We start from the raw sequence: 23264 nt of genomic DNA on the forward strand, positions 1-23264 counted from the left end.
GTCGTCAGCGGCGACGGGGGGCGCGCCGACCAGCGCGCAGGGGACGAGCAAGCAGAGCAGACCACCGGCCGCAACAGACCGTTTGAAGATCACCAGGGGATCTTAATGACGTTCGCAGGCCCCCGGGACCAAGATCCGGCCAGGGCGTCAGATGACGGTCGCGGACCGCTCTCCGGACAGAGGGTGCAGCCGCACCGCGGTGGGGAGCGAGCCGCGTTCGAGTGCGCCGCAGAGCCTCGGAATCGCCTCGTCCTGGATGCGCCGCCGCAGTTCTGCCGGGTCCGCGGCGGGGCCGTAGGCGATCTTCAGCCGAGGCTCGGCCCCCTAGGACCAGGCGCGGCCCGCGATGCGGCCGAGGTCGACGCGCGGTTCTCCTCCGTCGGCGAGTGCGTCCAGGCAAGACGCCGCCGCGGTCATCCTCAGCGCCCGCACCCGACCGAGCCGAACGAAACGGCAGCGACGGGCCGTGTCGTCCACCGGGTGAAGACGTCGAACCGATGACCGGCAGAAGCTGACCAGCAGACTCTTGACACCGGGGTCCGCTCCGACCTCCGGAGGTCGGAGCGGACCCCGGCGCCTGCCGCAGGCAGACGGCCGGTCAAACCCCGAAGTCCCGCACAGCCGCGGCATTCACAGACGCGTCGGCGCAGTGGCCAAGGACGCTCGATGTTGGTGTCAACCAGGATGGGGAGGGCTCAGCGAATCGCTCCGCGACAGCCGAGCGAACATCGAGCGAACACGAGGACGAACCGGGACAGAATTTTGGATCTTGGCAGTGGTAAGACTGCAGGTCAGGCGGGGCGCGCCCGGCAGGATTCGAACCCGCGACCGTCGGATTAGAAGTCCGAGGATCATCGGACGCTCCGCACCCTCGTTGACCTGCGCGTACTTTCCGGCGGGACGGCGCTCCCCACAAGATCATTCCGTACATTCTCCGGATCTTGCTCGGAGCCCGCCGCCTGCTCCGCAGGAGTCTCTGTCCCCCGTGCGGCTCACAGGTAGATTGGACACCATGACCGCCCAGCCCGAGGAACCGACCGCGCCGCGCGATCCCGGCGAGGATCCGGCTGCGATCTTCGATGCGCTCCCGCCGGCGCATCGTGACCAGTTCCGGGCCGAGTATGACGAGGCGCTCGACGCCGCTCACGACCTAGTCCGCTTCAAGCAGGTCCAAACCCTCCTCCGACAGTGGCGCCTACGCGCCATCGCCTACGGCCGTCCCGGCTACGACGAGGCGGTACAGGACGCCTTGCAGGGCAGGGAAGAGAGCTTCGTTCGCTACACGCCGCCTGGCTGGGAAGGCCGGGTGTGACGTACCGCTGGGACGGCTTCCACGGCCGTGCGCTGTACGAGTTGAACGGACTGCCCAACGAAGTTCGCGACGGCCCACTACTTGAGCGCCTCCTCGACCTCCTGGAAACGCCGTGGGACGCGGTGCCCGAACGGCCAGGTCAGACAGCCATCCGACACGCCTTCTTCGGCTCCAACAACGAGGGCATGCTCACGCTGCTGGTCGACGACGAGGCCGAGACGCTGCGCATCATCGACATCCTGTGGATGGGGTAGCGGCGTAGCCGCTGTTCTTCCCCCACCTTCCTCCCCCTGACCCGTCGAGACCTGTACCTAGCGGCGGACGGGTTCTGTCAAGGGTGGCGCAGCCATCACGCAGTGACGCCCGAAGGGCGCCCTTGACAGGTTCCGTTCGCCGCCATCCTCAAGACATCGGGTCGGGGGGAGCCCCGCACCCTTCCAGTCCAGCTTGGACGGCCTGTCGGTGGGGCCTGCTGGAATGCGGCGATGAGTGAACATCCTCAACTGGTCACGCAGTTGCTCAGGGCAGTGGTCGCATACACGTGGTTCTTCGAGACCTGCGACGAGACCGTGTTGGACGATGACACGGCGCTCAAGCAGTTGGAGTACGCCGGTTACCTCCTCAACCAGCTCTCCGACGCGGACAAGCAGCGGATTGCTGACGAGCTGGCAGCGTTGGCAGCGGGTGAAACGGACCCGGCGTACCGGGAGTTCGTGGAGACGTTCGCCTTCGCGATGGGCCTGGTGGAGCAGGAGGACGGCTGAGGCGGCGGCGCGACCCTGCGGCGAGCGGTCGGGGCGGGGTCGGCGGACGCGTCGCGATGCGCGGCCCGGCGCGGCCGTCCGGTGACCGGCGCCCACGCCGCACGCTCCGGGCGGCCAGGCGCGGGGTCGCGCAGCGGCCCAAGCGCCGCCGCCCCTTGACGCCTTCGGTGCGGCCGAGGATGGGCGGTTGTTCGTTACTGGTGGCGGCCAGTCGTTTTCCGGCTCGGCCTACGCGCAGGTCTGGAAGCGGGCTCGTGTCTTGGCGCTAACCCCCGATCAGGTCGAGTCGCCGTTGGCGGCCAGGCCGTACGACCTACGGCATGCGGCTGTGTCGCTGTGGCTGAACGCGGGTGTCCATGCTCCCGAAGCGGCCGAACGTGCCGGGCACGGCGTCGAGGTGATGTTGCGTGTTTACGCCAAGTGCATAGATGGGCAACGCGACGTCGCCAACCAGCGCATCGAGGATGCGTTGGCATGATCGGCAACTGCCGTGGAGAGGCTCCGGAGTATCCCGGGGCCTCTCTCCGCTTTCGTGCTGACCTGCGGAAACGTGGGCCAAGTCATTCCGCGTATATTCCGAGAACAGTGCCGCGCGGCTGCGTTCGGTGGCATTTGGCTGCATCCGGGCGATCTGACGGGAGGAGTGTCCTCGCAGGTCAGAGGCTAGATGGCCTGGTGGTAGGGGCGCGCCCGGCAGGATTCGAACCCGCGACCGTCGGATTAGAAGTCCGATGCTCTGTCCAGCTGAGCTACGGGCGCCCGGCGCCCGGCGGGACGCCGGGACACAGTGTAAGGGGGCGGGTCCTCCAGCTCCACATCTATAACGCCGTTACCACGCGTGGGTGGGCGTTCGGGATCTATCTTTGGGTGCTGTGGCTGTTGAGGTGTCGCTCTCCGGGGGTGTGTCGGAGGGCGTGGTGCGGGTCGGGGAGACGGTGCGGAGGCCGCTCGGGGCGCACAGTGCGGCTGTGCACGGGGTGCTGCGGCATCTGGAGGCGGTCGGGTTCGACGGGGCGCCGCGGGTGCTGGGCGTCGATGAGCGGGGGCGGGAGGTGCTCAGCTGGGTGCCGGGGGAGGCGCCGCACCGGCCGCTGGCGGAGTACGTGGTTTCGGAGGACGCGCTGCGGGGCGTCGGGCAGCTGCTGCGGCGGTACCACGATGCGGTGGCCTCCTACGGTGTGCCGGACGCCGGCTGGGATGGGGACCTGTCCAATCTGGACGGGGAGCCCGAGGTCATCGGGCATTGCGATGTCACGCCGGAGAATGTGGTCTTCCGGGGTGGCGTGCCGGTGGCCCTGATCGATTTCGATCTGGCGCGGCCCACGACGCGGTTGTTCGACGTTGTCACGGCACTGCGGCATTGGGGGCCCATTGAGGATCCCGCCGATCGGGACGCGTTGCTCTATGGCGCCGACGTCGGGCGGAGGATCAAGGTCTTCTGTGATGCTTACGGGCTGGATCGGGATGTGCGGCGGGACGTGCTGTGGGCCGCGCGGGTGAGGTTTGAGCGGTCCTATCGGGCGATGCGGGCCAGGGCGCAGCGCGGTGGGGGATGGGCGCGGGCCTGGGACGGTGGTGCCGGGGCGCGGATTCGGCGTGCGCAGGACTGGCTTGAGAGGCATTGGGATGAACTTGATGCGCGGCTCTGCTGAGGGGCTGGTCGGCGGGGTCGTGCTGGACGCCTTTCTGGGCGATCCGAGGCGGTGGCATCCGGTCGCGGGCTTCGGGCGTGTGGCTTCAGTAGCCGAGCGCTGGGTTTATGGGGATTCCCGGTGGCGCGGGGTTGTCTACGCCGGGGTTCTGGTGGGCGGCGCGGGTGCGGTCGGGGTCGGTATTGAGCGGGTGAGCCGCCGGCTTGGTCTGCACGGGCCGGTCACTGCGGCGGTCACGTGGGCTGTGCTCGGCGGGACGTCGCTGGGGCGGGAAGGGCTGATCATGGCCCGTTTGTTGGAGCGGGGTGACGTGGCCGGGGCCAAAGGGCGGTTGTCTCATTTGTGCGCGCGGGACCCTGAGGGAATGGACGCGCGGGGGTTGAGCCGGGCGGTCGTCGAATCGGTCGCCGAGAACACGTCGGACGCCTCGGTGGCTCCGCTCGTGTGGGGTGCGGTGGCGGGGATTCCCGGGTTGCTGATGTATCGGGCCGTCAACACGCTCGACGCGATGGTCGGGTACCGGAATCCGAGGTATGAGCGGTTCGGGTGGGCGGCGGCGAGGTTGGACGATGTCGCCAATTGGGTTCCGGCCAGGGTGACCGGAGGGTTGGTGGTGCTTTGCGGGGGGCCTGAGGCGTACAGGGTTTTGCGGAGGGACGGCAAGAAGCACCCGAGCCCCAATGCGGGACGGGTCGAGGCGGCGTTCGCGGGCGCACTCGGCGTGAGGTTGGGGGGTGTCAACGCTTATGGGGGACGCGTCGAGCACCGGCCGGAGATGGGGGACGGAAAGGCGCCCGGGGTGAGGGACATCAGGCGGGCCGTCCGGCTTTCCGCGGCGGTGACGTTCGCGGCGGCGGCGATCATCGGGGTGCTGAGGTGAGCGGGCTGCTGGTGGCGGGGACGACGTCGGACGCCGGGAAGAGCGTCGTCACGGCGGGTGTGTGCCGCTGGCTGGCCAGGCAGGGTGTGAAGGTCGCGCCGTTCAAGGCCCAGAACATGTCGCTGAATTCGATGGTGACCGGTGATGGGGCGGAGATCGGGCGGGCGCAGTACATGCAGGCCCAGGCGGCGAGGGTCGAGCCGCGGGCCGTGATGAATCCGGTGCTGCTCAAGCCCGGAAGTGATCGGCGCAGCCAGGTCGTGGTTCTGGGACGGCCCGTCGCGGAGGTCGATGCGCTGCAGTACGGGGCGCACAAGGAATGGCTGAAAGGCGTCGTGCTTGAGAGCCTCGAAGAATTGAGGTCCGAGTTCGACGTCGTGGTGTGCGAGGGGGCGGGGAGCCCGGCCGAGATCAACCTGCGGGTCGGCGACATCGTGAACATGGGGCTGGCGCGTGCGGCCGGTCTGCCGGTGGTCGTCGTCGGCGATATCGACCGCGGCGGTGTCTTCGCATCCCTGTACGGGACGGTCGCGCTGCTCGATGAAGAGGATCAGGCCCTGATCGCGGGGTTCGTGATCAACAAGTTCCGGGGGGCGTACGAGCTGCTGAAGCCGGGGCTGGAGCAGCTTGAGGCCCTTACCGGGCGGCCGACGCTGGGCGTGCTGCCCTGGAAGCTCGGCCTTTATCTCGATTCCGAGGACACCCTGGCCCTGGACGCGCCCAGGCCGGAAGCTCAAGGCCCGCACGGGAAGGAGACGCTGCGCATCGCCGTCGTCAGGTTCCCGCGCATCTCGAATTTCACGGACCTGGACGCATTGGCCTGCGAGCCCGGCGTCATCGTCCGGTACGCGGCGAGCGCCGGGGACCTCGCGGAGGCGGATCTCGTGGTGCTGCCGGGCACCAGGGCCACTGTGAGCGATCTCGGATGGCTCCGCGACCGGGGAATGGCCGCCGAAATCCAGAAGCGAGCCGAGGAAGGCCGGCCCGTGCTCGGTATCTGCGGCGGATACCAGATGCTCGCCGAAGAGATCGTGGACGACGTCGAGTCCAAGAAGGGGACGATGCCGGGGCTCGGTCTCCTGCCGGCGAGAGTCGAATTCGGGGAAGAGAAGATACTCGGGCGGCCCACAGGCCAGGCTTATGGCCAGGATGTCCTCGCCTATGAAATCCACCATGGCGTCGTCACGGCGCAGGGCCGGCCGTTCCTGGACGGTTGCCGGAAAGGCGCCGTCTGGGGGACGACATGGCACGGCGCCATGGAGAACGACGGGTTCAGAAGAGCCTTCCTCAAGGACGTGGCCCAGCACGCTCGAAGAGACTTCACCCCGGCGCCCGACACGTCGTTCCAAGAGCTGCGAGAAGCGACCCTGGACGCGCTCGGCGACCTCGTAGAACAGCACCTGGACACCGATGCCCTGTGGCGGATCATCGAGGGCGGAGCGCCCGGCGGCCTGCCCGTCGTCCCTCCCGGTGGCGCCCCGGAACCTCCCGCCACGGCGGTAAGGTGATCCACTCAGGCCGCACCAGGCATCAGGAGGAACGTCCCGTGACCGACCCGCGGTCCAGTCTGATCGTCCCGCTGATGAAGGCGCGGGTGCCCGCGGAGATCCAGCTGGAGTTCCCGCTGCCCGCGGACGAGGAGCCGATCCGCGACCCGTTCGCCGGCGACCTGTACGTCACCTACGCGCTGGAGATCGCCGACGAGGGCCTGCCGTCCGGCCGCCGCCACGAGCACGTGGCGCGCCGGCACTGCGCCGAGATGGGCGTGCCGCCGGGCGAGCTGCGCCGCCGCGCGGTGATCAACCTGCGCGACCTGCGCCCGGAGCTGAGCCTCAGCTGGTACCCGGACGTGCGCGCCGTGACCGTGTCGCTCGGCGGGACGGCCGGGCGCGGCACCCTGGAGTCGGGCCTGCTGCTGGACGAGGGGTTCCTGGAGAAGCTCGCGCAGGACGTGGACGGCGATCTCGTCGTGGCGGCGCCCGCGCGGGACGTGTTCGTGGCGTCCGGCACCGGCCATCCCGACGGCGTCGACAAGCTGCGCTGGGCGGTCGCGCAGGTGTGGGCCGGGGACCGCGACGCCTCCGACCCCACGTGGGACGTCCCGGCGGGGAGCCTCCTCACGCACGACCTGATGGTGCGCCGCGGCGGAGCCTGGGACGTCCTGCCCGCCTGACGGTCACGACAGCTGCTTCATCCGCGGCCACAGCTGCGTCCACGGGGCGCGCTGCCCGCGGCACACCCACACCGGTTTGCCCTGCTCCTGGTTGTCGAGCCCGACGCCGTTGTCGATGCGCGCCACCGGGCGGACGTCCGACCAGAAGCGGTGCAGCCCGGCGCCCTCGGCGACGGTGTCGGGGCCTACGACGATGGCGGGGCCGCCCGTGTCCGGCGGCCGCCCGAAGTACCAGAAGCCGTTGTGCCCGCTGTACGCGCGGGGCAGGCCGAGACGGGGCCCGTACTTGTCGATCGCACCGGCCTCTCCGTAGTTGCCGACGATGATCGTCGCCGCCGGCCGCTCGTCCGGCGGCAGCGACCGGTAGACGTCCGCGACCTGCTCGGCGAACCGGGGCCAGCCGACCATCTCGGCCGCGTCGGCGTTGATCGCGGGCTGCGGCGTGTCGGCCAGCCACTTCACCGGGAAGACGGGCAGCGTCAGCAGGACGGACGTGATCCCGGTGATCACGTAGACCGGGGCGGAGGTGAGCCAGTGGAACCCGCGCGGCGCGCCGTTCCGCTCGATTTCCACGGCCCCGGCCGCCCACAGCGCCGCCCACAGCCCGCTCAGGTAGTACGGCTTGCCGGCGGTGATCAGGAACAGGACGTTGAGCAGCAGGTACGCGTGCCCGAGGAAACGGAACTCGCGCAGGTCGTCCGACCGGTACGTCCGCCACAGCCCGTAGATCCAGAGCCAGGACGTGAACACGCCGGTCATGATGAGCTGGAACGGGATGAAACCGGGCCGTCCGGCGAAGTCCCCCTTGTCGGCGATGGCGCCCGCCATGTCGATCTGCGGCCACCCGTGCCGCGCCTGCCACACCAGCCCGGGGACGACCGCGGCGACGGCGACGAGGATCCCGGCGGCCGCCATCGGACGCCGCAGGAACTCGCGCGGCCCCGACACCAGCAGCCCGATGACGAGCGCGGCCAGCAGGAACGCCGCCAGGTACTTCACGTTCAGCGCCAGCGCCGACACGGCGCCGACGGCGAGCAGCAGCCGCTGGTCGCGGGTCCGCACCCACCGGACGGTCAGCCACACGATCGCCGTCGACAGCAGCAGGTCGAGCGTCGCCGTGTAGAACGTGTGCCCGATCGCGACGGCGAAGGGGCACACCGTGTAGGACGCCGCCGTCAGCAGCTGCGCCCGCCGTCCCCCGCCCATCTCGTGCGCCGTCAGCGCGGCGACGAGCACGCCGGCGGCGGAGAACAGCGCGGCCGGGACGCGCAGCGCGACGAGCGAGTCGCCGAACACCGCCGTGACCGCCCGCGCGATCAGCGGCAGCAGCGGCGGCTGGTCGGGATACCCCCAGGCCAGATGCCGTCCCGCCACCCGGAAGTACAGCTCGTCGCGGTGGTAGCCGTACCGCGTGCTGAGGGCGATGAGCAGCACCCCCAGCGCCCCGGCCAGCAGCAGCACGGGCCGCCACGCCGGCCCAGTGGGAGTGGAATCGGACGGAACATCGACCTCGGCCGGATCGGACGCCTCATGGGCAGGGGCGGACATGATCCGAACGTATGCCGCGAACGCGACCGAAGTCACGATCTTCCCCCGACCGGCCCCGGACACCCCGCCCGGGCGAATAATCGGTGTGGGATGCCGGCGGGGCTGCGTAAGGTGCGATCCATGGTTTCGCTGCATCAATTGCTGGCGTTCTCGGCGATGGCGCTGGTGATCATCGTGATTCCCGGGCCGTCCGTGCTGTTCGTCGTCGGGCGGGCACTGGCGCACGGGCGGCGCACGGCGCTCACCGGCGTCATCGGCGGGGTGCTCGCCGCGTTCGTGCTCACCGCGGCCGTCGCGGTCGGCATCGGGTCGATCGTCGAGCGGTCCGTGGTGGTGTTCACCGCGCTGAAGATCGTCGGCGCGGTCTACATCGTGTACCTCGGGGTGCAGGCCATCCGGCACCGGCGTTCGCTCCAGGAGGCGATCGGCGCGGACGAAGCGGGCCGGACCGGTGGCCGCGCGCTCCTCCAGGGGTTCGTCGTCGGGATCACGAACCCGAAGACGACCGTGTTCTTCGCCGCCGTCCTGCCGCAGTTCGTCGTCCGCGAGCACGGTCACGTGCCCCTGCAGATGATGGTCTTCGGGGTGGTCTTCGGGCTCATCGCGCTGCTCAGCGACAGCGTGTGGGGCATCGCCGCCGGAGCGGCACGCGAGTGGTTCGCGAGTTCCCCGCGCCGGCTCGCCGCGATCGGCGGCACCGGCGGCCTGATGATGATCGGCCTGGGCGTGACCGTCGCCGCCACCGGCCGCAAGGACTGACGCGGCCGCCGGCTCAGACCGAGCAGAGCGCGAAGTCGTCGAACACCGCCCGGGGCCATCCGGCGGCGTTCTCGGAACGCGCGACGAGCAGGCCGCTCGGACCGGAGACGCCGTCCCCCATGGGGGTGGAGGCGGACGACAGGACCCGTTCCCCGTTCACCCACATGGCCAGGTCGATGGTCGACTCGCTCCGCTCCACGCAGGCGGCCTGGATCCGGTTGTCGTCGTCGCCGAGGTCGCCGGCCTTGCCGACCACCACGCTGCCCACCACCCGGCCGGAGCTCAGCTTGGCGATGCTCGCCAGCCCGTCCGGGCGGAGGAGGAACGCGAAGCCGCTCCGCCCGCGGCAGAACACCCCCGCCTCACCGTCCTCGTCGGAGGTGACCTTGACCTCGATGAGCTGCGAGTCGGGGAGGTCGGCGACCGGGGCGTCGACGATCGTGTGGGTCGTCGCGGGCTGGACGCGGAGTTCGTACTTGCGGTCTCGGTAGGACGCGTCCGAGGCGGCCGTGGCCGCGGTCTTCCAGCCGGAGGTCTCGTCGCTGAACTTGTCCTCGAAGACCTTGTCCTTGACGTCCGGGGGGTCCTCGCCGATGTCCGCGGCCGCCGCGGTGCCGCCGGAGCCGTTCGGCTTTCCGTCCCCGTCCGGCAGATTGGTCAGCCCGACCAGGGCGGCGATGCCGGCGACGGCCGCCACCGCGCCGATGAGCAACCGGTGGTCGCGGTGCAGTCCCCGCCGCCTGTCCGGGGGTGAGGACGGCATCGCGGACGCGGCCGGCGGCGGAGCCGGGGGCGGGAGCGGCGGCGTCCCGCCCGGCTGCGTGGGCGGGACGGAGTCGACGGTGGTCCGCCGCTCCGGCGGGGGCGGCGGCACCGCAGCGGTCTTCTCCGCGCCCGCTGATCCGGCGGTAGGCGGTTCTGCGGCCGCCGCACTGGGGGCCGCCGCACCCGCGGCCGCTGCCCCTGCGGCCGCCGCGCCTGCGGACGGTTCGCTTGCGGGCGGCGTGCTCGCGGCGGGCGAACCGGGAGCCGGGACGCCGGCGGGCGGGGTCTCGGGGGGCTCGTCTTCGCCGGTCAGGGTCTGGATCAGCTGCTTCACCGTCGGGCGTTCGGCCGGGTCCTTGGCCAGCGACCGCGCCACGAGCCCGGACACGGCCGGGTCGAGGCCGTCCAGGTCGGGGTCGGCGGACGTCACCCGGTGGATGATCTCCGGGACCGTTCCGCCGCCGAACGGGGCGCGGCCCGTGCCCGCGTAGGCGACGACGCAGCCCCAGGAGAAGACGTCCGCCGCCGGGGTGATCTCCTCGCCGTGCATCAGCTCCGGCGCGATGTAGGCGGGGGTGCCGACGAACTGGCCGGTCCTGGTCGGCCCGTCGGACGCGTCCAGCGCCCGCGCGATGCCGAAGTCGATCACGCGCGGGCCGGTCGGGGAGAGCAGCACGTTGGACGGCTTGAGGTCGCGGTGCACGATCCCCGCCCCGTGGATGGCGCCGAGCGCGGTGGCGATGTTGACGGCGAGGGCCTCCAGGTCGCCGCCGCGCAGCGGCCCGCCCGAGCCGACGGCCTCGTCCAGGGAGGGGCCGGCGACGTACTCGGTGACCACGTACAGCGGGTCGCCGTCCAGCCGGGCGTCCAGCACCGCCGCCGTGCAGAACCGCCGGACCTGCCGCGCCGCCGTCACCTCGCGGCGGAACCGCTCGTGGAACGCCTCGTCGTCGGCCAGCTCGGGGTTGATCACCTTGACCGCGACCTGGCGTCCGGTGCCGTCCTCGCCGAGGAACACGGTGCCCATCCCGCCCCTTCCGAGGCGTGCGGCCAGCCGGTAGGGACCGAGCTGCCGCGGGTCGCGATCACGAAGCGGGGCCTGCATGGTGTCTCCCGGGACGGAAGGGCGTCTTTCAGTTTTCGGGCGTCGTGCGCAGGGTGTCCGGTCCCCGTCTGGAAATCAACGCCCGTACGCTTGGACGCCGGGAACGGCCGCCGGGTTCGGGAGGAAAGCGTGGACGTGAAGGACGACGTGCTCGGGCCGGGTTACGAGGCGATCGAGCTGCCGATGGGCCGGGACGCCGAAGGGGAGGTCGTGGCGACGCTCGTGCGGCGGCGCCGTCCGGACCCGTCCCGCCGGGCGGTGCTGTACCTGCACGGCTTCATCGACTACTTCTTCCAGAAGCACCTGGCCGACTTCTACGTGGACCTCGGCTTCGACTTCTACGCGCTCGACCTCCGCAAGTACGGGCGGTCGCTGCGCCCGCACCAGACGCCCAACTACATCGAGAGCCTCTCGGACTACTTCCCGGAGATCGGCGAGGCCGTCCGGATCATCCGCGACGTGGACGGCCACGACACGCTCCTGCTGAACGGCCATTCGACCGGCGGCCTGATCGCCGCGCTCTGGGCCGACCGGGTGAAGGGCAGGGGCCTGGTGGACGGCCTGTTCCTCAACAGCCCGTTCTTCGACCTCGCCGAGCCGCTCGTCATGCGCAAGGCGGGCGCCGGGCTGGCGCGGGCGCTGCGCTCCAGGTTCCCGAAGGCGAAGCTGCCGGCGGGCGTGTCCGAGAAGTATCCGCGCAGCATCCACCGCGAGCACGAGGGCGAATGGGACTTCGACCTCGCCTGGAAGCCGATCCTCGGGTTCCCGGTGCGGGCGGCGTGGCTGGCGGCGGTCCGCCGCGGGCAGCTCCGCCTGCGCAAGGGGCTGGACGTCGACGTGCCGGTCCTCGTCATGGCGTCGGCGCGCAGCGTCCGCCCGACCCGCAGGGTGCTGGACGTGACGGGCGCCGACGCCGTCCTGAACGTCGAGCACATGGCCCGGTACGCGCCCAGGATCGGGCGCCATGTCACGATCGTCCGGATCGAGGGCGGCCTGCACGACCTGGTGCTGTCCGCCGAGCCCGCCCGGACGCGGGTGTTCGAGGAACTCGCCCGCTGGACGAACGGCTACCTGCCGGCCGCCTAACCGCGGATCTTCGACATGTCGAAGTCGTCGAAGTCGGCCACGATCTGCTGGGCGGCGTTGCCGCCCCGCTCGATCTGGATCCCGACCCACCCGTTGGCGATCGGCTGGTCGGTGTCGGTCTCGTCGATGACCTTCTCGCCGTTCACCCAGAGCCGCAGCCGGACCTTCGGGCCGTCCTCCTCCTGACCTTCGCAGGCGATCTGCACCTTGTTCGGCCCCTTGGAGTCGAACCCGGGGACGGAGTCGGGGGTCGCGAGGTCCTTCGTGCCGAGATCACCGTTGATCTTGCGGAGCACCGCGCCCTTGCCGTCGTTGCGGACGAGGAACACGTACTGCTTCTTGGCGTCCTCGTTGCCCCGGCAGATCAGCCCGAACTTGGCGTCCGCGGGGCCCTGCTCGACCGAGACCGTGACGGTCGCGAGCATCGGGTCGGGGAAGTCCTCCGCCTTGTCCTTCGGCACCCAGCGCGTGACCCCGCCGATGGTGCCGCTGGTCTGCATCCGGTACTTGCCGTCCGCGTAACCGTAGGTCTTGTCGTAGATGTCGCCCCAGCCGGAGTCGGGGTTGGAGAACGCGTCGCTGAACGCGGTCGCCAGGTCGTCCGGCGGGCCGTCCGAGCGCAGCAGGGTGAACGCGGCGACGGCGAGCAGCACCACGGCGGCGGCCGCCGCGCCCCCGATGAGCAGCGGGCGGCGGGGAAGGCCGCCGCCCGGACGCGAGCCGGGCCGCGCGTCGCGGCGGGTGGTGTCGGCGCCGTGCTGGAGCACCGTGGGTGCGGCGGCGGCCGCGTGCGCGGCGGGGCCGCCGGCGGCCCCGGCCGGGACGCCGTGCCAGCCCGCCTGGACGGTCTCGGCGAGCGTCGCCGGGTCCGTGGTCCCGTTGCCGACGAGCCGCCCGAGCACCTCCTGGACGGACGGCCGGCGCCGCGGGTCCTTGTCGAGCGCGGCGGCGACCACGTCCCGCAGGCCCGGGTCGAGCCCGTCCAGCTTCGGCTCCTCGTGCACGACCCGGTAGAAGATCTCCGGGACCGTGCTGCCCGCGAACGGCGCGGTGCCGGTCCCCGCGTAGGCGACGACGCAGCCCCACGAGAACACGTCGGAGGCGGGGGACACCTGCTCGCCGCGCAGCAGCTCGGGCGGCAGGTAGTTCGGCGTCCCGACGAACTGGCCGGTGCGGGTCGGGCCGTCGGCGGCGTCCAGCGCGCGGGCGATGCCGAAGTCGATGACGCGCGGCCCGGTGGACGACAGCAGCACGTTCGCGGGCTTCAGGTCGCGGTGCACGATGCCCGCCCCGTGGATCGCGGCCAGCGCGGTCGCCACGCCGACCGCGATCCCCTCCAGGTCGGAGCCGGGCAGCGGGCCGCGTTCGGCGACGGCGCTCTCCAGGCTCGGCCCCTCGATGTACTCGGTGACGACGTACAGCGGGTCGCGGTCGAGTTCGGCGTCCATCACCGGGGCGGTGCAGAACCGGCGGACCTGCCGCGCCGCGGTCACCTCGCGGCGGAACCGCTCCCGGAACGCGGCCTCCCCGGCCAGCTCCCGGTTGATCACCTTCACGGCGACGCGGCGCCCGGCCGCGTCCTCGCCGAGGTACACCGTCCCCATGCCGCCCCGGCCGAGCCGTCCGATCAGCCGGTAGGGGCCGAGTTCCGCGGGGTCCTCGGGGCGCAGGGCCTCACCGTTCTCTCCTGCGTGCGTGGTCATCGTGATCCTGGGAAATCTGGGGAGTCGTTCCGTAGAACCCTAGTGGGCTCGCCGCCGGTCAGCGCGCGAAGCTCCCTTAAAGGGCGGTGACCGGGGTCCGGGGGACGGCGCCGGAGGGCGTCACCGGGCTCGGCCGGAGCGTGGAAGCGTGCGGAACGGCGGCAGTTTCTCGCCGGTGAGCCCGAACGCGTACGCGACGACCCGGTTCGACCAGCGCTGGCAGCCGACGACGAGCCCGTACAGCGGGCGCGGGTAGCGGCCGGTGAACGGGATCACCAGCCAGCTGAGCACCATCACGATCACCAGCAGCGCGTACATGGCCAGCATCACCGCCAGGTGCGGGATGACCAGCAGGCCCCTGAGGAGGGTGAACCAGCGCCGCGGGCCGCGCCACTCGCCCGGGAACGGCAGGTCGACCGTGACGGTCCGCCCGCCGCCCGGTCCCGGTTCCGCCGCGGTCTCGGGGACGGGCCGCGGCCGGGGAGCCCCGGCGTCCGGGACGGGTTCCGGTCCGGGCGAGGACCCCGCCGGCGACTCCGGCGAAGACGCGGACGAAGGTTCCGGCGCCGGCTCCGGCGAGGGGTCCGGTACCGGCTCGGGGAGCGGGGCCGGCCCCCGCCACGACAGCGAGATCGTCTCCGCGGCCCGCTCCGGGTCGGCCTTCTCCTGCCCGACGAGCCGGGTGAGGAGCTGCCGCGCCGTCGGGCGCGCCGCTGGCTCCTTGCTGAGCGCGGCGGAGACGATCTCGCGCAGCCCCGGGTCGAGGCCGGCGAGGTCCGGGGCCGCGCGGCCGATGCGGTGGAACGTCTCCGCGACGGTCCGGCCCCGGAACGGCGGGCGTCCCGTCCCCGCGTAGGCGACGACGCAGCCCCACGCGAACACGTCCGACGCCGGCTCGACCCGCTCGCCCCGCAGCACCTCCGGCGCGATGTAGGCGGGGGTGCCGACGAACTGGCCGGTCCTGGTCGGCCCGTCGGGCGCGTCCAGCGCGCGGGCGATGCCGAAGTCGATGACGCGCGGCCCGGTGGACGACAGCAGCACGTTCGCGGGCTTCAGGTCGCGGTGCACGATGCCCGCCCCGTGGATCGCGGCCAGCGCGGTCGCCACGCCGACCGCGATCCCCTCCAGGTCGGAGCCGGGCAGCGGGCCGCGCTCGGCGACGGCCTTCTCCAGGCTCGGCCCGTCGATGTACTCGGTGACGATGTAGGGCGGGTCCTGGTCGAGCTCGGCGTCCAGCACGGGCGCGGTGCAGAACCGGTGGACGCGCCGCGCCGCGGTCACCTCGCGGCGGAACCGCTCCAAGAACGCCGGCTCCCCGGCGAGGTCCCGGTTGACGACCTTCACCGCGACCCGCCGGCCGTCCGGCTCCGCGCCCAGGTAGACGGTCCCCATGCCGCCCCGGCCGAGCCGCCCGAGCAGGCGGTAGGGGCCGAGGACGCGGGGCTCGTCCTGCTCCAGGGGTCCGGCGGCGGTCGTCGTCATGGGGGGCGGCGCTCCTCGGAAGATCGTCTTTCCCGGCCCAGCCTATGGGAGTCAGGAGGGCCGCAAGAGGCGGTCAGGGAATCAGCAGGAGCTTGCCGGTGGTGCGCCGCGCCTCCAGATCGGTGTGCGCCGCGGCGGCGTCGACGAGGTCGTAGCGGTGCCCGACGTGCACCTTCACGGCGCCCGACGCCACCCAGCCGTAGACGTCGGAGGCGCGCTCCAGCAGCTCCTCGCGCTTCTCCACGAAGTGGCCGAGCGACGGCCGCGTCAGGTACACCGACCCGGCGCTGTTGAGCCGCTGCGGGTCGAACGGCGGCACCGGGCCGCCCGCCGCCCCGTACAGCGCGAGGGTGCCGCGCCGCCGCAGGCACGCCAGGCTCCCGTCGAACGTGGGCGCCCCGACGCCGTCGTACACGACGGCGACGCCCTCGCCGCCGGTCAGCTCCCTGACCCGCTCGGCGAAGCCGTCGTAGTTCATCGTGACGTCCGCGCCCGCGTCCTTGGCGAGCCGCTCCTTCTCCGGGGTGGACGCCGTGCCGATGACGCGCGCGCCGAGCGCCTTGGCCGCCTGGGTGAGCAGCAGGCCCATCCCGCCGGCCGCCGCGTGCACGAGGACGGTGTCGCCCGCCTGGACCGGGTACGTCGAGCGGGTCAGGTAGTGCGCGGTCATGCCCTGCAGCAGCGACGCCGCCGCGTCGTCGAGCCCGACGCCGTCCGGCACCGGGACGACCTTGTCCGCCGGGATGGCGGCCTTCTCCGCGTAGGCGCCCTGCACGTTGACCCACGCGACGCGGTCGCCCACCGAGAACTCGCGGACGCCGTCGCCGACCGCGGCGACCGTCCCCGCCGCCTCCACGCCCGGCGTGTACGGGAGGTCCTGCGGGTACCGGCCCATCCGGAAGTACACGTCGATGAAGTTGACGCCGGCCGCCGCGACGTCGATCAGCACCTCGCCGGGGCCGGGCTCCGGGGCGGGACGCTCCGCCTCCTTCAGGACTTCGGGTCCGCCGTTCTCGGTGACGACGATCGCGCGCATTGGGTCCTCCTCGGCTCGGAAACGCGTGCTTGGAAATCGGCGATCTCGGAAACCGGGGCGTCCCGCCGGCTATTCCGCGCGGGCGGGGCGTGCCCCGCGGGCGGGGCGGTCAGACCCAGTCGCGCATCGTCCGCCCCGCGAGCGTCACGGCCTCCTCGACGCGGGCCGCGACCGTCCCGGCGTCCCAGATGTCGCGGCGGGCGCACTCCTCGAACGCGACCTTGACCGCCGCCAGGTAGAACGCGACGACGATCCGCGGCCGCAGGTCCTGCTCCAGGTCGACGTCCTCGCGCCGCGCGATCTCGGCGGCGAGCGCCTCCGCCGACGCGGAGTACCGGGCCATCTGCGCGGCCATCAGCGCCGGCGTCGCCTCGATCACCTGCCGGACGCGGCGGAACCGGGCGCCCTCGGCCGGGTCGCTCTCGGCGATCGTGCGCAGCGCCATGCGCAGCGACTCGAACAGCGCGGTGAACGGCCGCTCGCCGGGCGGGCGCGCCGCCAGCGCCTCCAGGAGCACCTGGTCGTACTCGCTGAGGAAGCCGGTGACGACGTCCTCCTTGGTGGCGAAGTAGCGGAAGAACGTCCGCTGCGACACGTCCACCGCCGCCACGATCTCGTCGATCGTCGTGGCCTCGTAGCCCTTGGCGAGGAACAGGTCGAGGGCCGCGTCGATGAGCGCGAGCCGGGTCCGCTGCTTCTTGCGCTCGCGGAGCCCGGCCAGGGCGCGCCCCTGCCCGGAGGCATGCCCGGAGGCATGGCCCGGGCCGGGATCGGAGGCGGGGCCGGACATGGGGCCTGACGGGTCGCCGGCGGGGACGGCGCTCATCGGCTCGCTCCTTCTGTCTGCATGACGCGGGCACGGCATGCCCATCTCACAGAGGCTTCTATCACGGACGGACCCTCCGCATGCGGGCGGGTTCCGGCCGCCGGAAGGCGCCCCGGCGCCGATTGGCGCACGGGTGCGCGGCGCGTCGCGCCCCTCCCGGGGATCCATCCCCCCGAGAACGGGAAACAGCCGTCCCACTCTCCGGATTCTCCCCGCGCGGCCGCGGATTTCGGGTCATGCTGAGAGCCGGTCACCATTCGTCGCCGCATGATCGCTCAAGGTCATCGGGACGGTTTGGACCGTGATGAGGCGGCTGATGTGTCAGTAGTCGATGGGCGCGAGATCGCCGAGACGCGCCGGCGCCACCTCGCGGCGCTCGCCCGCGAGGTCGAGGCCCGCGGCCTGGCCTGGAGGCTCACCGGCCCCGGGGAGTCGCTGCTGGCCGTCTACGGCCCGCGCTCGGGGCGCCGGCTCATGGTCGTCGCGACCCCCGCCGGCGACGGCTGGTCCTATCTGTGGCCGGACGGCGGCATCGCCGACGTGGCCGACGCCGCCGCGGCGGCCGACCAACTGACCCGCCTCCTGACCTGATATCCGCCTTGCCCCGGGACCGGCGGCTTCCCTAGACTCCGATGCGAACGTTTGTTCGAACGGCCGCATGTTCCCTTCCCCCGTGCGGTGAGCGCGAGGGGGAGGCAGATGACACGCGTGTTCGGCGATCCGGTGGACGTCTGGGTGAGCGACGGCCGTCCGGTCCGGTTCGTCTGGCGCGGCCGGCTCTACGCCGTGCGGCGGGTGCTGGAGCACTGGGTCACGACCCGCGACTGGTGGCGGGAGCAGCAGCCCGCCGGCGAGGCCACCGGCGAGCGGGAGTTCTGGCGGGTCGAGGCGACCCCGGACAGGGAGATCGGCGTCTACGAGCTGCGGTACGACGTGGCCGCCGACAGCTGGCTGCTCTCCCGGGTATGGGATTGACGTGCACATTCATGTCGCTTCGGGCTATTCGCTCCGCTACGGCGTCGCCACCCCGGCGGCGCTGGCCGAGCGCGCCGCGGGCCTCGGCATGGAGACGCTCGCGCTGACCGACCGGGACGGGCTGTACGGGGCCGTCCGGCACGTCCGGGCCTGCGCGGAGGCCGGGATCGGCGCGGTCGTCGGCGCCGATCTGCGCGTCGCCTCCACCGGCGAGGAGCGCGTCGTGGTGCTCGCCGAGGGACGGGCCGGATGGCGGTCGCTGTGCCGGCTGGTGTCCGCGGCGCACGCGGCCGGCGAGCGCGGGAACCCCGTGGTGACGCGGGAGATGGTCGCCGCGCACGCCGACGGGCTCGTCGTGCTGCTCGGCCCGGCGTCCGACGTGGGGCGGGCCGTCGCCGGGCGGCGCCCGGACGTCGCGGCGGCGCGGCTGGACGCCTGGCGCGCGGCGGCCGAGACCGCGATCGAGATCGTGAACCACTACGGCCGCGGCGACGGCCCGCGGGCCGCCCGGATGCTGGCCCTCGCCCGCGCGGCGGGGGTGCCCGCCGTGCTCGGCAACGCCGTCCGGTACCTGGATCCGGCCGACCACCCGGTCGCGCAGGTGCTGGACGCGGCGCGCAGGCTCGTCCCGCTGGACCGGCGGCACCTGGACGATCGCACCGGGCAGGCCTACCTGAAGCCGGTCCCGGAGATGCGCCTGGCCGCGGAGCGCGCCTGCGGCGCCGGCGAGGCGGACGCGCTGCTCGGCGCGACCCGGAGGCTCTCCGAGCGCTGCGTCCTGGACCCCGGCCGCGATCTCGGCATGGACGACGTCCACCTGCCCGCCGTGGCGGGCGACCCGTACGCGCGGCTCGTCGCGCGGTGCGCGGAGGGGATGGCGCGGCGCGGGCTCGACGGGTCGCGCGAGGCCGCCGACCGGCTCGACCGGGAACTCGGCGTCATCGCCCGGAAGGGACTGGCGCCGTACTTCCTCACGGTCGCGGACGCCGCCGCGCTGATCCGGGAGCGCGGCATCCGCTGCGCGATCCGCGGCTCGGGCGCGGGCAGCCTGGTCAACTACCTGCTCGGCATCGGCGACCTCGACCCGCTGCGGCACGACCTGCTCATGGAGCGGTTCCTCGCCGACAGCCGGGAGGGGCTGCCCGACATCGACCTGGACGTGGAGTCGGCGCGCCGGCTGGAGGCGTACCGGGCGCTGTTCGACCGGTTCGGCGCCGAGAGCACGGCGTGCGTGTCGATGATGGAGACCTACCGGGCGCGCAGCGCGCTCCGCGACGTCGGCAACGCCGTCGGGCTCCCGCCGGCGGAGATCGACGCGATCGCCAAGGCGTTCCCGCGGATCCGGGCGAGCCAGATCCGCGCGGCGCTGGACGACCTGCCCGAGCTGCGGCAGAGCAACCTGGCGGCGGGCCGCCTGGAGGTGCTGTTCCGGATCGCCGAGCGGCTGGACGGCCTGCCCCGCCACATCGCGATGCACCCGTGCGGCGTGCTGCTGTCGAATCCGACGCTGCGGGACCGGACGCCGGTCGAGCAGGCCGCCGTCGGGTTCCCGATGAGCCAGTTCGACAAGGACGACGTCGAGGCGATGGGCCTGCTCAAGCTCGACGTCATCGGCGTGCGGATGCAGTCGGCGATGGCGCACGCGGTGGCGGAGGTCAGGCGGCTGTCGGGGGAGGAGATCGTCCTGGAGGACGTCCCGCGCGACGATCCCGCGACGTTCGCGCTGATCCGCACGTCCCGGACGCTCGGCTGCTTCCAGATCGAGTCGCCCGGCCAGCGCGACCTGGTCGGCCGGCTCCAGCCGCGCGACCTGGACGACCTGGTCATCGACATCTCGCTGTTCCGGCCGGGCCCGGTCAACTCCGACATGGTGAACCCGTTCCTGGAGGCGCGGGCGGGGACCCGCGAGCCCGCCTACCCGCATCCCGACCTCGAACCGGTGCTGCGGGAGAGCCTCGGCGTGGTCGTCTTCCACGAGCAGGTGCTCCGCGTCATCGACGTCATGACCGGCTGCGGCCTGTCGACGGCGGAGGCGGCGCGGCGGAGCCTCGGCGACGAGCGCGGCCAGGCGGCGGTCGGCGCCTGGTTCCGGGAGCGGGCGCTGGCGCGCGGCTACGGCGGGCCGGTCGTCGACCGCGTCTGGCGGATGCTGACCGCGTTCGGCGCGTTCGGCTTCTGCAAGGCGCACGCGGCGTCGTTCGCGCTGCCCACCTACCAGTCGGCCTGGCTGAAACGGCACCACACGGCCGCGTTCTACGCGGGCGTCCTCACCCACGACCCCGGCATGTACCCCAAGCGGGTCATCCTTGACGACGCACGCCATTTCGGCGTCCCGATCCTGCCGCTGGACGTCAACCGCTCGGCCGCCGCCTGGCACGCCGAACCGGTGTCCGAGGGCGGGCCGACCGGGATCAGGGTCGCGCTGAGCGAGGTCAAGGGCATCTCCGACGCCGAGGTCGGCGCGATCGTGGACGAGCGGCCGTACGCCTCGCTGGCCGACTTCTGGCGCCGCGCCAAGGTGTCCCGCCCGACCGCCGAGCGGCTCGTGCTGGCGGGCGCGTTCGACACCGTCCACGGCGGCGTCCCGCGCCGCGACCTGCTCTGCCGCGTCGGCGCCCTGGACCGCGCCACCGCCGGCCCGGCCCCGGTCGAGGGCCAGCTCGCCCTCGCCGACGACCGCACCGGCCGGGAGATCGACTTCGCCGACGCCGTCCCGGCGGGGGAGCTGCCGCCGATGACGCCCGCCGAGGTCGTGGAGGCGGAGCTGGACATCCTCGGCATGGACGTGAGCCGGCACGTCCTGACCTTCTACGACGCGCTGCTCGCCGGGCTCGGCGTCGTCCGCGCCGCCGACCTGCCGCGGCGGCCCGACAAGAGCGAGGTCCTGGTCGCCGGGGTCAAGGTCGCCACGCAGACCCCGGCGGTCCGGTCGGGGCAGCGCGTCATCTTCGCCACGCTGGACGACGCCACCGGCCCGGTCGACCTCACGTTCTTCGAGTCGGTGCAGGACCGGTGCGCCGCCACCGTGTTCGGCTCCTGGCTGCTCGTCGCCCGCGGACGCGTCCGCCGCGCCGGGGACCGCGCGGTCTCGATCACCGCGAACGCCTGCTGGGACCTGAACGCCCTGCACGAGGAGTGGCGCCGGGGCGGGCCGGACGCCGTCCGCGCCGCCATGGGCGAGACCGCCTCGCACGGCCGCCCGGTCGGCCGCCGCGTCGTCCACCCGACGGGCTTCGCGACGTCCCCGTACGCCGACATCGGCCACGCCGGGCCCGCCATCAAGCGCCCCCCGAGGGGCGCCCTCTGGCACGCAAGCCCGGGCAGTTCCGGCTAGCTCTCCCGGACGAGCTGGAGGCGGGTGATCTGGAAGACGGTGGCCATGCACAGGGCTGCGGCGAGGGCCTGGAACGCGGCGGCGGCTACGCCGAGGTGGACGTCGAAGCGCGCCTCGGCGAGCGTGTTGACGCTGCCGTGCGTGAACGCGTGCCCGAGGAGCAGCCCCAGCAGGGCGCAGACCCACCAGGCGGCCACGACGAGCCCGGCGGCCTGCCGCTCGGCCGTCCGGTACCGGCCGCTGTTCACCCAGACCTCGTAGACCGTCCGGGGCGGCAGCCACAGGTTGACGACGGGCAGGAACCAGCCGAGCAGGACCCAGGCGCGGTGGTGCCGGTGCGGGCCCGGCGACTGCCGGAACGCCCGCCACAGCCAGGTGAGGTAGAGCAGCCCGGTGAACGCGGCCATGATCGCGCCGATGGTGAACACGTCCGCGTAGGGGGCGAGGGCGTTGCCGGTGGCCACCGCGTCATAGCTGTCGTGCGTCGCCCCCCGCAGCGGATGCGCGAACCTCAGCAGGCTGATCCCCGCGCCGAGCGCGACGAACGCGTTGAAGCCGAGCAGCATGAACACGGCCACGCCGACCGCGCGGAAATCGCGGCGGCGCGCCCACGCCCCGCACGCCGGGCACCGGTCGACCTCGGTCGGGATGATGTCGCCGCACAGCGCGCACGGCATGGTCCACCTCCCTCGGCCTTTGCGGTCGCTTGCTCTGGATACTACGTAGGTTTGACTGGCCCGGCCCAACGCGGGTTCACACCGCGTGCTCCGGATTCGTCACGGCCGGAACACGAGCCACATGACGGCGCATCCGGCGGCGGCGGTGGCGGCGGCCCACGCGGCGAGCCGGCCGAGGCCGCCCGTGGCCAGCAGCCGCTCGGGACGGAACCCGGTCACCGCGAGCAGCGCCCACCATTCGGCGGTGAGCGCGACCGTCGCGTACAGCGACCCGAAGCCGATCAGCGAGAAGAGCAGCACGGTCCCGGCCGGGGTCGCGATGTGCGCGAACAGCGCGGGGCCGCGCGCCGGGCCGGGCAGGCCCCGGCGCAGCCCCGCGAGGACGGCGGCCCAGCCGGCGCCGCCCAGCGCCCAGATGACCAGGACGGTCACGGGCAGCCCGTTCAGCGACTCCGGTGCCAGTGCCGTGTTCCTTCCCCGAGTGGTCGTGGTCCCCCTTGCGTGCGCCGCGTGCCGGGTCGTCGTCAGGTCATGAGGCCCGACTCCCACGCCCACGCGGCCGTCTCCACCCGGTTCCGGGTGCCCAGCTTGCGGTGGACGCTCCCGAGATGGGTCTTGACCGTGGACAGCGACACGAACAGCGCCCCGGCGATCTCCTCGTTCGTCCGGCCGCGCGCGACCAGCCGGACCACGTCCAGCTCCCGGTCGGTGAGCGGCTCGCGCGGCGCGGCGGCCGCCGGGCGCGGCTTCGCCAGCCGCTCCAGCAGCCGGACGGTGATGGACGGCGACACCAGCGACCCGCCGTTCGCCGCCGCGCGGACCGCCTCCACCAGCAGCGCGGGCCCGCTGTCCTTGAGCAGGAACCCGACCGCGCCGCCGCGCAGCGCCCCGTAGACGTACTCGTCCATGTCGAACGTGGTGACGATCACGATGCGCGGCGGGTCGGGCACGCCCGGGCCGGCCAGCGCGCGGGTCGCCTCCAGGCCGTCCATCGCCGGCATCCGGATGTCGAACAGGCACACGTCGGGGCGGAGGCGGCGGGCCAGCGCGACGGCCGCCGCGCCGTCGGCGGCCTCCCCGACGACCTCCATGTCGGGCTGCGAGTCGACGATCATCCGGAACCCGGTCCGGACCATCTCCTGATCGTCGGCGACGAGTACGCGGATGGCCACATGGCCGATTCTGTC

22 protein-coding genes and 2 tRNA genes are annotated in these 23264 nt (G+C 72.7%); 13 read left to right on the forward strand and 11 right to left on the reverse strand.

Annotation, left to right across the window (positions count from 1 at the left end; translation table 11 throughout):
• Window positions 1-801 precede the first annotated feature (801 nt).
• Window positions 802-885 (reverse strand) — tRNA-Arg (locus ACIWVC_RS02645).
• Between the two features lie 127 nt (window positions 886-1012).
• Here ACIWVC_RS02645 and ACIWVC_RS02650 point away from each other — a divergent pair.
• The 4 genes from ACIWVC_RS02650 to ACIWVC_RS02665 all read left to right on the forward strand — a co-directional run bounded on the left by ACIWVC_RS02650 (window position 1013) and on the right by ACIWVC_RS02665 (window position 2554).
• A complete protein-coding gene (locus ACIWVC_RS02650) occupies window positions 1013-1312 on the forward strand; it encodes a DUF6247 family protein (protein ID WP_396445143.1) in 300 nt (99 codons plus the stop codon).
• The gene (locus tag ACIWVC_RS02655) at window positions 1309-1566 is read left to right on the forward strand and encodes a hypothetical protein (protein ID WP_396445142.1); all 258 of its coding nucleotides are present in this window, start codon (window positions 1309-1311) and stop codon (window positions 1564-1566) included. The genes ACIWVC_RS02650 and ACIWVC_RS02655 overlap by 4 nt, the downstream gene beginning before the upstream one ends.
• Window positions 1567-1797: 231 nt before the next feature.
• The gene (locus ACIWVC_RS02660) at window positions 1798-2076 is read left to right on the forward strand and encodes a hypothetical protein (protein ID WP_396445141.1); all 279 of its coding nucleotides are present in this window, start codon (window positions 1798-1800) and stop codon (window positions 2074-2076) included.
• A gap of 187 nt (window positions 2077-2263) precedes the next feature.
• Complete coding sequence (locus tag ACIWVC_RS02665; protein ID WP_396445140.1) at window positions 2264-2554, forward strand: hypothetical protein; 291 nt, start codon at window positions 2264-2266, stop codon at window positions 2552-2554.
• Between the two features lie 207 nt (window positions 2555-2761).
• Here ACIWVC_RS02665 and ACIWVC_RS02670 read toward each other — a convergent pair.
• Window positions 2762-2835 (reverse strand) — tRNA-Arg (locus tag ACIWVC_RS02670).
• A gap of 113 nt (window positions 2836-2948) precedes the next feature.
• Here ACIWVC_RS02670 and ACIWVC_RS02675 point away from each other — a divergent pair.
• Genes ACIWVC_RS02675 through ACIWVC_RS02690 form a run of 4 tightly spaced genes read left to right on the forward strand, consistent with a single transcriptional unit; the run spans window position 2949 to window position 6781 of the window.
• Window positions 2949-3728 (forward strand): phosphotransferase, encoded by a 780-nt coding sequence (locus tag ACIWVC_RS02675; protein WP_396453755.1) that lies wholly within the window; start codon window positions 2949-2951, stop codon window positions 3726-3728.
• On the forward strand, window positions 3703-4608 hold the full coding sequence (locus tag ACIWVC_RS02680) for a cobalamin biosynthesis protein (RefSeq protein ID WP_396453756.1): 906 nt from the start codon (window positions 3703-3705) through the stop codon (window positions 4606-4608). Before ACIWVC_RS02675 ends, ACIWVC_RS02680 begins: the two co-directional genes overlap by 26 nt.
• Window positions 4605-6116 carry a cobyric acid synthase gene (locus ACIWVC_RS02685; RefSeq protein WP_396453757.1) on the forward strand — a complete coding sequence of 504 codons (1512 nt, stop codon included), beginning with the start codon at window positions 4605-4607 and terminating at the stop codon, window positions 6114-6116. Before ACIWVC_RS02680 ends, ACIWVC_RS02685 begins: the two co-directional genes overlap by 4 nt.
• Window positions 6117-6154: 38 nt before the next feature.
• Window positions 6155-6781: a DUF1444 domain-containing protein gene (locus ACIWVC_RS02690; protein WP_396445136.1), complete on the forward strand. Its 627-nt coding sequence runs from the start codon at window positions 6155-6157 to the stop codon at window positions 6779-6781.
• A gap of 3 nt (window positions 6782-6784) precedes the next feature.
• Here ACIWVC_RS02690 and ACIWVC_RS02695 read toward each other — a convergent pair whose 3' ends face one another.
• Window positions 6785-8329: a glycosyltransferase family 39 protein gene (locus tag ACIWVC_RS02695; RefSeq protein ID WP_396453758.1), complete on the reverse strand. Its 1545-nt coding sequence runs from the start codon at window positions 8327-8329 to the stop codon at window positions 6785-6787.
• A 120-nt stretch (window positions 8330-8449) separates the two neighbouring features.
• On the opposite strand from ACIWVC_RS02695, the gene ACIWVC_RS02700 reads away from it, so the two are divergent.
• Complete coding sequence (locus ACIWVC_RS02700) at window positions 8450-9088, forward strand: LysE family translocator (RefSeq protein WP_396445134.1); 639 nt, start codon at window positions 8450-8452, stop codon at window positions 9086-9088.
• A gap of 13 nt (window positions 9089-9101) precedes the next feature.
• Here the strand turns inward: ACIWVC_RS02700 and ACIWVC_RS02705 are convergent, their stop codons facing one another.
• Complete coding sequence (locus ACIWVC_RS02705) at window positions 9102-10958, reverse strand: serine/threonine-protein kinase (RefSeq protein WP_396445133.1); 1857 nt, start codon at window positions 10956-10958, stop codon at window positions 9102-9104.
• A gap of 129 nt (window positions 10959-11087) precedes the next feature.
• On the opposite strand from ACIWVC_RS02705, the gene ACIWVC_RS02710 reads away from it, so the two are divergent.
• On the forward strand, window positions 11088-12044 hold the full coding sequence (locus ACIWVC_RS02710; RefSeq protein ID WP_396445132.1) for an alpha/beta hydrolase: 957 nt from the start codon (window positions 11088-11090) through the stop codon (window positions 12042-12044).
• Here ACIWVC_RS02710 and ACIWVC_RS02715 read toward each other — a convergent pair.
• The 4 genes from ACIWVC_RS02715 to ACIWVC_RS02730 all read right to left on the reverse strand — a co-directional run bounded on the left by ACIWVC_RS02715 (window position 12041) and on the right by ACIWVC_RS02730 (window position 17091).
• Window positions 12041-13747, reverse strand: coding sequence for a serine/threonine-protein kinase (locus tag ACIWVC_RS02715; RefSeq protein WP_396453759.1), 1707 nt, complete (start codon window positions 13745-13747; stop codon window positions 12041-12043). The genes ACIWVC_RS02710 and ACIWVC_RS02715 overlap by 4 nt on opposite strands.
• A 120-nt stretch (window positions 13748-13867) precedes the next feature.
• On the reverse strand, window positions 13868-15229 hold the full coding sequence (locus tag ACIWVC_RS02720) for a DUF4389 domain-containing protein (protein WP_396445130.1): 1362 nt from the start codon (window positions 15227-15229) through the stop codon (window positions 13868-13870).
• A gap of 73 nt (window positions 15230-15302) precedes the next feature.
• Complete coding sequence (locus ACIWVC_RS02725) at window positions 15303-16265, reverse strand: quinone oxidoreductase family protein (RefSeq protein ID WP_396453761.1); 963 nt, start codon at window positions 16263-16265, stop codon at window positions 15303-15305.
• A gap of 109 nt (window positions 16266-16374) precedes the next feature.
• Complete coding sequence (locus tag ACIWVC_RS02730) at window positions 16375-17091, reverse strand: TetR family transcriptional regulator (protein ID WP_396453762.1); 717 nt, start codon at window positions 17089-17091, stop codon at window positions 16375-16377.
• Window positions 17092-17409: 318 nt separating this feature from the next.
• On the opposite strand from ACIWVC_RS02730, the gene ACIWVC_RS02735 reads away from it, so the two are divergent.
• The 3 genes from ACIWVC_RS02735 (at window position 17410) to ACIWVC_RS02745 (ending at window position 21400) form a co-directional block, all read left to right on the forward strand.
• Window positions 17410-17682 (forward strand): hypothetical protein, encoded by a 273-nt coding sequence (locus tag ACIWVC_RS02735; protein WP_396445127.1) that lies wholly within the window; start codon window positions 17410-17412, stop codon window positions 17680-17682.
• 108 nt (window positions 17683-17790) lie between these two features.
• Window positions 17791-18066 carry a DUF6504 family protein gene (locus ACIWVC_RS02740; protein ID WP_176405780.1) on the forward strand — a complete coding sequence of 92 codons (276 nt, stop codon included), beginning with the start codon at window positions 17791-17793 and terminating at the stop codon, window positions 18064-18066.
• Between the two features lies 1 nt (window position 18067).
• The gene (locus ACIWVC_RS02745; protein ID WP_396445126.1) at window positions 18068-21400 is read left to right on the forward strand and encodes a DNA polymerase III subunit alpha; all 3333 of its coding nucleotides are present in this window, start codon (window positions 18068-18070) and stop codon (window positions 21398-21400) included.
• Here ACIWVC_RS02745 and ACIWVC_RS02750 read toward each other — a convergent pair.
• The 3 genes from ACIWVC_RS02750 to ACIWVC_RS02760 all read right to left on the reverse strand — a co-directional run bounded on the left by ACIWVC_RS02750 (window position 21397) and on the right by ACIWVC_RS02760 (window position 23249).
• On the reverse strand, window positions 21397-22077 hold the full coding sequence (locus ACIWVC_RS02750; protein ID WP_396445125.1) for a DUF4328 domain-containing protein: 681 nt from the start codon (window positions 22075-22077) through the stop codon (window positions 21397-21399). The two genes, ACIWVC_RS02745 and ACIWVC_RS02750, sit on opposite strands and share 4 nt — an antisense overlap.
• 99 nt (window positions 22078-22176) lie before the next feature.
• The gene (locus ACIWVC_RS02755) at window positions 22177-22509 is read right to left on the reverse strand and encodes a hypothetical protein (protein WP_396445124.1); all 333 of its coding nucleotides are present in this window, start codon (window positions 22507-22509) and stop codon (window positions 22177-22179) included.
• A gap of 92 nt (window positions 22510-22601) precedes the next feature.
• A complete protein-coding gene (locus ACIWVC_RS02760; RefSeq protein ID WP_396445123.1) occupies window positions 22602-23249 on the reverse strand; it encodes a response regulator in 648 nt (215 codons plus the stop codon).
• Between the last annotated feature and the right edge of the window lie 15 nt (window positions 23250-23264).

Source organism: Actinomadura sp., assembly GCF_044508335.1.
Taxonomy (GTDB): Bacteria; Actinomycetota; Actinomycetes; order Streptosporangiales; family Streptosporangiaceae; genus Spirillospora.

Bases quoted from the DNA above. Each gene is read 5' to 3' on its own strand.
- ACIWVC_RS02650 (WP_396445143.1), top strand. From the start codon at position 1,013: ATGACCGCCCAGCCCGAGGAACCGACCGCGCCGCGCGATCCCGGCGAG.
- ACIWVC_RS02660 (WP_396445141.1), top strand. From the start codon at position 1,798: ATGAGTGAACATCCTCAACTGGTCACGCAGTTGCTCAGGGCAGTGGTC.
- ACIWVC_RS02680 (WP_396453756.1), top strand. From the start codon at position 3,703: ATGAACTTGATGCGCGGCTCTGCTGAGGGGCTGGTCGGCGGGGTCGTG.
- ACIWVC_RS02695 (WP_396453758.1), bottom strand. From the start codon at position 8,329: ATGTCCGCCCCTGCCCATGAGGCGTCCGATCCGGCCGAGGTCGATGTT.
- ACIWVC_RS02700 (WP_396445134.1), top strand. From the start codon at position 8,450: ATGGTTTCGCTGCATCAATTGCTGGCGTTCTCGGCGATGGCGCTGGTG.
- ACIWVC_RS02705 (WP_396445133.1), bottom strand. From the start codon at position 10,958: ATGCAGGCCCCGCTTCGTGATCGCGACCCGCGGCAGCTCGGTCCCTAC.
- ACIWVC_RS02715 (WP_396453759.1), bottom strand. From the start codon at position 13,747: ATGACCACGCACGCAGGAGAGAACGGTGAGGCCCTGCGCCCCGAGGAC.
- ACIWVC_RS02720 (WP_396445130.1), bottom strand. From the start codon at position 15,229: ATGACGACGACCGCCGCCGGACCCCTGGAGCAGGACGAGCCCCGCGTC.
- ACIWVC_RS02725 (WP_396453761.1), bottom strand. From the start codon at position 16,265: ATGCGCGCGATCGTCGTCACCGAGAACGGCGGACCCGAAGTCCTGAAG.
- ACIWVC_RS02730 (WP_396453762.1), bottom strand. From the start codon at position 17,091: ATGAGCGCCGTCCCCGCCGGCGACCCGTCAGGCCCCATGTCCGGCCCC.
- ACIWVC_RS02740 (WP_176405780.1), top strand. From the start codon at position 17,791: ATGACACGCGTGTTCGGCGATCCGGTGGACGTCTGGGTGAGCGACGGC.
- ACIWVC_RS02750 (WP_396445125.1), bottom strand. From the start codon at position 22,077: ATGCCGTGCGCGCTGTGCGGCGACATCATCCCGACCGAGGTCGACCGG.